This is a genomic window from Campylobacter sp. BCW_6871, from assembly GCF_001762325.1.
GTDB classification, from domain to species: domain Bacteria; phylum Campylobacterota; class Campylobacteria; order Campylobacterales; family Campylobacteraceae; genus Campylobacter_D; species Campylobacter_D jejuni.
In genome coordinates this window covers 1-5,735 of the sequence record NZ_MJWQ01000009.1, presented here as the reverse complement: position 1 = coordinate 5,735, position 5,735 = coordinate 1, and the positions used below count along the sequence as shown (strand labels likewise).

The following is a 5,735-nucleotide window of genomic DNA, read 5'->3' as shown; positions in this document are numbered from 1 at the left end:
TAAATCACTCATAAAATCAATTTCACACCAATTGCCATCAATTTCCACTGCTTTTGCATTATTGTATTTTTCAATTAAAACCTGCAAAAAACTTGTCATATACATATTTTCAAAATTTTTATTATCATATAAAATATCTCGGTCGAGCATTTCATAAAAAGCAATAACTTCAGAAAGAAATTGATAAGAAAATTTAAAAAGTCCTATATATTGAGCTTCTATCTCATCATAGACATTAGCTTTTTTTCCAAGTTCTATAATATAACCATTTGCCATCTTTAATGTTTCAGCATCTTCTAAAGGATTTGCAAAGCGTTTGCTCCAAAGCTTACGCCAAGACTTATCAACCACTATAGCAAGTTCTTCTTTGGCATTTATAAGCTTTTGCACGCAATCTTGAAAATAAACAATATCCGCATAAGAAATAATCAAATCTTGTTTTTCTTCGATGCATTTTAACATAAAATCTTTAGCGCAAAAAAAAGTATGAACCATATTGGTTTTATCATATTTTGAATTAATAAAAAAATGCTCAATATCATATTTATTAAGATAATTTTTTAGCACATCGTTTAAATATCCACCCACAACAGCTATTTCGTTTATACCTGCTGATTTTAAAGCTTCGATTTCATAATCTATTATTTTTTTATTTTTATACTCAACCATACACTTTGGTTGATCTTTTGTTAAAGGCATCAGCCTTGATCCAAAACCTGCTGCTAAGATAATTGCATTCATATTATTCCTTGATTAAACTAAACCACTCTTTTAAAATTTGAATATTATTAAGTCCATTTTCTCTTTCAATATGCCACATTATACCAAAAATATTTTCATATTTATGTTTAAAAGCTTCTATAGTATTATCTTTTGCTAAGCAAAGTTCTACAAGATCTTCACCTAATTTTTCAATAGCAAAATTATGAAAAGAATTGCTTATAAATTTTTCTTTTGAGAAAAATATTTTATGTTTGCCTATATGATTTTCACAAGGACTTATATGGCTGTTAAAATAATGAGCTATCATCTGAGCTCCTCTGCAAATTCCTAAAAGTGGTATTTTTTCTTTTAAACAAATTTCTATAACTTGCTTTTCGTATAAATCTCTCTTTTTAGATAAAACATTAGGACTATAAAAGCTTAAATCATTGCCACCGCTTAATATCACAGCTTTTACTAGATGTTTATAATGAGAAAAATCTATTTCATAGCTAAGAGGAAGAGGAGTAAAATTTTTAAATAAATCTTTATTAAATAATTTTCCCCAATCCAAAGCCAAACATTCTCTTTCTTCATGATAACTTTCGTTGCAAATAAGTCTTTGAGTAATACCTATAAACAAAATATTTGCTCACTTTCACATTCTATATTTATTTTTTTAGCTTTTAAATATTTTTCAAAATTTTCTTCTCCAACTCCTATAACAGCAGGCATTCCAAGTTCTGAGGCACGAATGGCCATATGTGAATTAGCACCCCCATAACATGTAATAAGTCCTGCTATATTTTTTGTAAATAAATAATCATATCCAGGATCTGCTGCATAAATTAAAACAATCTTTCCTTCTAAATCTTTATCATTTTCCTTCGCCGTAAATGCAGTAATGCTCTTTTGTGTAATAAAATTTGGAATAATACTATGATTATAAAAAGAAAAAATTTCATCGGCATTGCAAAGCAAAGAAGGAAGTTTTATAGCTTGTGTAAGTTCATATTCTTTTTTATTGCGATTAATTTCTTCTACAAACTGCTCTTTTGGATTTATAGAATAAAGACTAGAATAAAGATTTAAAATGCTTTTTATATCAAGATGAGCCAAATCTTCTTTTTCAATGCCATAATATTTGCCTAATTCTTCTATATAAACTATAGCTTTAGAAAGCAATCTAGTGAATTCAAATTTAACGAGCTCTCTACCCTCGATAGCCTGCTTTAAAAAATCAAAAAATTCACAAGCATTAATCTCTAATCCATGCTCTCTAAGTAAAGCATTTAAAGCTTTTGTCTTTTCTTTTGAAAAAACAAAAACTTTATCTTGTAAATAAACTTTACTATCTTTTTGATCCACATCAAAATAAAGTTCAAAATCTTCATCATATCTTGGAGATAAAATATTATAAGTTCCTGCTCTTAAGTGTCCAAAATCTTTCAAAAATTGATCTTTGTTGTGAAAATTAAGATGGTTTGTTTGTTTGCTTAAATTTTTACTCACTGTATTGAGTGAATTTAAAAAATCATCTTTTTCCTCTTTGGTTATAAAATCAATCTCAACTAAAGAATTTAAAAGTTGCATTGCTACAAATGCAGCCCTAGCCACCCCCGCAAAAGGCAAGGTTCCATAACGCTTGCATTCCTCAATAAGCCAATAAATTTTATCAATTAAAGAAAAATTAGAATTAATAATGCCATCATATCTTTCTTTTAGCTTGTATGCTTTTTGTATATCTTTTAAATAAAGCCCTGATCTAGAATTAATAATCTTATTTGTAAGTTCTAATAATGAAAATTCTAATCTTTTGATTTCATTTTCATTAAAACCATGATTTAAAAGTTCTTCTAATTTTTTAGAACTATTAAAATCATAGCAAGAATAAACAATATTAAATTCAATCTTATCGTGCAATTCATGATTTTTATTAAGCTTATCTAAGTAAAAATTGACAAGTTTTTGTGCGATATTTTCATCTAATTTTTTTGGTATAAAAGAATTAAAAGATAATCTTACATCCACATAAGGAATGCCTAAAAAAGAATGAATTAAAGGATGGGATCTTAAATCTCTATAGCCATAATTATCTCTTTGATACGCCCAGATATTATCCGTAATGATTTCTTTATATAAACTAAAAGCTAAACGCTTAGGCCTTAACCCTATGATTTCAGCTGGATTCCAATCAGGCATTATCCCAAAAATAGCTTTATCTCCCAAAACTCTAGATCTTGATTCTTTTAAAGACTCAAAACGTTTATAAAATCTATATAAAGCTTCTTTTGGTAAAGAATGAAATAAATTATTTTTTTCATGCATAACCAAAGGACGCACTTGCAAGCAAAAAAGTTCTTCCTTATCATCTTGAATAGCAAATGCAAATTCAACATCTAAAAAACAACAGTCATATAAAACTTCTAATTCTTTTATAAGTTCTATAATTTTTTGAAGTCTAATATCTTTAAATTCTAAATAATCTCTGTAATGATAGTAAGTTTTTGCACTCTTACTACTTCCATCTGTAATAGAGCTATTTGAACCATTTTCATCATATTGAAGACAAAAATAAGGGGAAAAATTATCCTTATCAACACTAAAACCAACTCCACAAAGAGTAATGTTTTCAAGCATAGGTTGAACTAAAATTTCATCGCTTTTTGATGGCATAGAATTGGCAACTTCATATAAAGCTTTTAATAACTCATCTTTAGAATCAGCTTTAATATTTGCCAAAGAAAGAAAAGCACCTGCATTGGAGTTTTTCATACTATCTTCACTTAAAGAAGAACTTCTTATAATGAGTCTATTAGCCTTTAAAGTTTGAATATTCCGTAAAACTTTATCTTCATTTGATATTAATTTTTCAAGCGAAGTTAAAACCAAAGGTAGAACTTTTGCTTTTTTTAATTTTGTTTGTAAATTTTTTAAATTTTGTGCTTTGGTTTTAAAATTTAACTCCGCCATATTTTTCCTTAGTTTTATATTTTTTTAGCACTCCAACAACGAGTGGTATATTTTATGCTAAATTCCTTAGGAAGTCTTTGTGAAATTTTATCACTAATTTTATTAAAAAGTTCATTTCCTTCATCAGTCTCCAAATCCCAATAAGGATTTTTAACACTTTTCCATGCATTAATATAATTTTCAATGCTTTGATGAAAATAAAAATCCTCTTCAATATAAACAATATTATCAAAAAGATCCTTTCGACTCTCTATAATTGGTCTTTGATCTTCTCTTCTTGTTCCCCTTGTATAATTTGGTACAAATTCTACAATAGTATCTTCAGCTATTTTTTGCACAGGATCGTTTAAATCCCTGTGATTCCACATACAAGAAAAATATCCCTCTGATTTTAATAAGCGATGTGCTTCCTCTAAGGCTTCATTTCTATCCATTACATTAAAACTGCTACCAAAAGTCACCCAATCAAATTCACTATTTTGGAGTGTTGAGTTTAAGCCTGTTGCTCTAACCCAGTCAATCTTCTCACCTTTAGTTCTTTCTATCCCGATCTCACGCATCGCATCATTTGGTTCTACAGATACTACCTTACATCCTCTTTCTAAAAGCATAATGCTTAAATTTCCAGTTCCTGCACCGATATCAGCCACTTTGATATCTTTTTTTCCAATAAGACTAATTAGCATATCTATAGTTTTTGGAGCATAATTTGGTCTATAGCTATAAAATTTAGCATGCTTGGTATAATCCCACACTTGTTCTACTAGTTTTTGCATTTTATTTCCTTTTTTCATTTTGACAAGCTTAATGAAAAAAAAGGAGGTATTTTATATGCTTTTCTAGCTGTCCATGCTCTTATTTTATAAGGAATCTCTATACTTTGCATATGAGAAATTTTAGCTTCTATCATCTCTAAAATTTCCTGCCATCTTTTTTCACCTGCTTGTGCTTGTATATCATTTACAGAATGCCAAGCTCCAAGATAACGCTCTTTATCCCAAAACTCTTTATAGTCACACTCCATAAAAAAGCAGTCTATGAAATCTCCTGTTGAAACAAGAATTTCTTCCCATTTTTTAACATTTTGTACCCCACTGCTTACACGAGCAAGCTCTGGAACAATATGTTTAATCTCCTTTTCGATCTCATCAAAAACCGAACCCTCTACAATGTGGCGAGGATTCCAAATCGCAGTGAAATACCCCCCCTGTCAATATACGATTAAATTCTGGGAGAGATTTTTTAGGATCTGTCCAATGAAAAGAACTAGCCATGATGACCCAATCAGCTTGATTATTGCTCATGCAGGTTTCTTCACCACTTCCTTTGTGCCAAGAAATATTTGATAAATTTTGTGTAAATTTTTGCCCTTCTTTACGCATATTATCATTTGGCTCCACAGCACTAATTTGGCATCCAAACATTTCTCCCAGCATCTTAGTAAGTTTTCCAGTTCCAGCTCCTACTTCAACAATATTTAAATCTTTTAAATTTTTATTTTTATCATTGATACAAGATACAAGTTTTTCAAGTAAAAATGGACTATAAGCAGGTCTATTATGATAATGCTTTGCAACCTCTGTAAAATCTCCTTGTTTCATATTGATTCCTTTCTCTAATTTTAAACACAATTATATCTTTTTTTTATTAATTTACAAATCTTTCTCCTAAATATTACCATTCAACTCCTTGCACATTTGTTCAAATTCTTGATAGTATTTCCAAGAAGCTACTATATCTGGACGATGTTGTTTAATATGAACAAGTTCTTTATCTAATATGTTTTTTAACTTAACTCTTAATTCTTTATTTTCTTTTAAATAGTTTAACACGTCTTTTTCTTTAAATAATTTAGCTTTTTCTAGTTCTATTCTCTCTTCTAAAGCTTCAATAAAATTATTTAAATATCTTTTAGTAACATCAAACAGCTTAGAATCTTGCCTTAAACGCTCCAATTCTTGTGGTTTTAAAAATATTCCCAAATTTTCATATTTCAAAGGTTTATCAAAAAATTCTTTAGTAAAGTTGATATATTCTTTAGATTGTTTATAAAATTCAAT

At 28.7% G+C, this 5,735-nt stretch carries 5 protein-coding genes and 1 pseudogene; all 6 read right to left on the bottom strand.

The genetic code is table 11. The features are described 5' to 3' along the window. A partial coding sequence (locus tag AJ930_RS00700; RefSeq protein WP_070274697.1) for a CTP:phosphoglutamine cytidylyltransferase occupies window positions 1-741 on the bottom strand: 741 nt, incomplete at its 3' end. A 1-nt stretch (window position 742) separates the two neighbouring features. Further along, entirely contained in the window at window positions 743-1,345 is a 603-nt protein-coding gene (locus tag AJ930_RS00695) for a gamma-glutamyl-CDP-amidate hydrolase (protein WP_070274696.1), read from the bottom strand. Continuing rightward, complete coding sequence (locus AJ930_RS00690; RefSeq protein ID WP_070274695.1) at window positions 1,336-3,675, bottom strand: PEP-utilizing enzyme; 2,340 nt, start codon at window positions 3,673-3,675, stop codon at window positions 1,336-1,338. Before AJ930_RS00690 ends, AJ930_RS00695 begins: the two co-directional genes overlap by 10 nt. Window positions 3,676-3,689: 14 nt before the next feature. Then, window positions 3,690-4,451, bottom strand: coding sequence for a class I SAM-dependent methyltransferase (locus AJ930_RS00685; protein ID WP_002936407.1), 762 nt, complete (start codon window positions 4,449-4,451; stop codon window positions 3,690-3,692). Between the two features lie 14 nt (window positions 4,452-4,465). Next, window positions 4,466-5,276: pseudogene (locus tag AJ930_RS00680) on the bottom strand (class I SAM-dependent methyltransferase). Window positions 5,277-5,342: 66 nt separating this feature from the next. Continuing rightward, the coding region (locus AJ930_RS00675) for a DUF2972 domain-containing protein (RefSeq protein ID WP_148122800.1) at window positions 5,343-5,735 on the bottom strand (393 nt) is incomplete at its 5' end.

What these genes read in the sequence shown, in the direction of transcription:
- AJ930_RS00690 (WP_070274695.1), bottom strand. Translation starts at nt 3,675, where the DNA reads ATGGCGGAGTTAAATTTTAAAACCAAAGCACAAAATTTAAAAAATTTA.
- AJ930_RS00685 (WP_002936407.1), bottom strand. Translation starts at nt 4,451, where the DNA reads ATGCAAAAACTAGTAGAACAAGTGTGGGATTATACCAAGCATGCTAAA.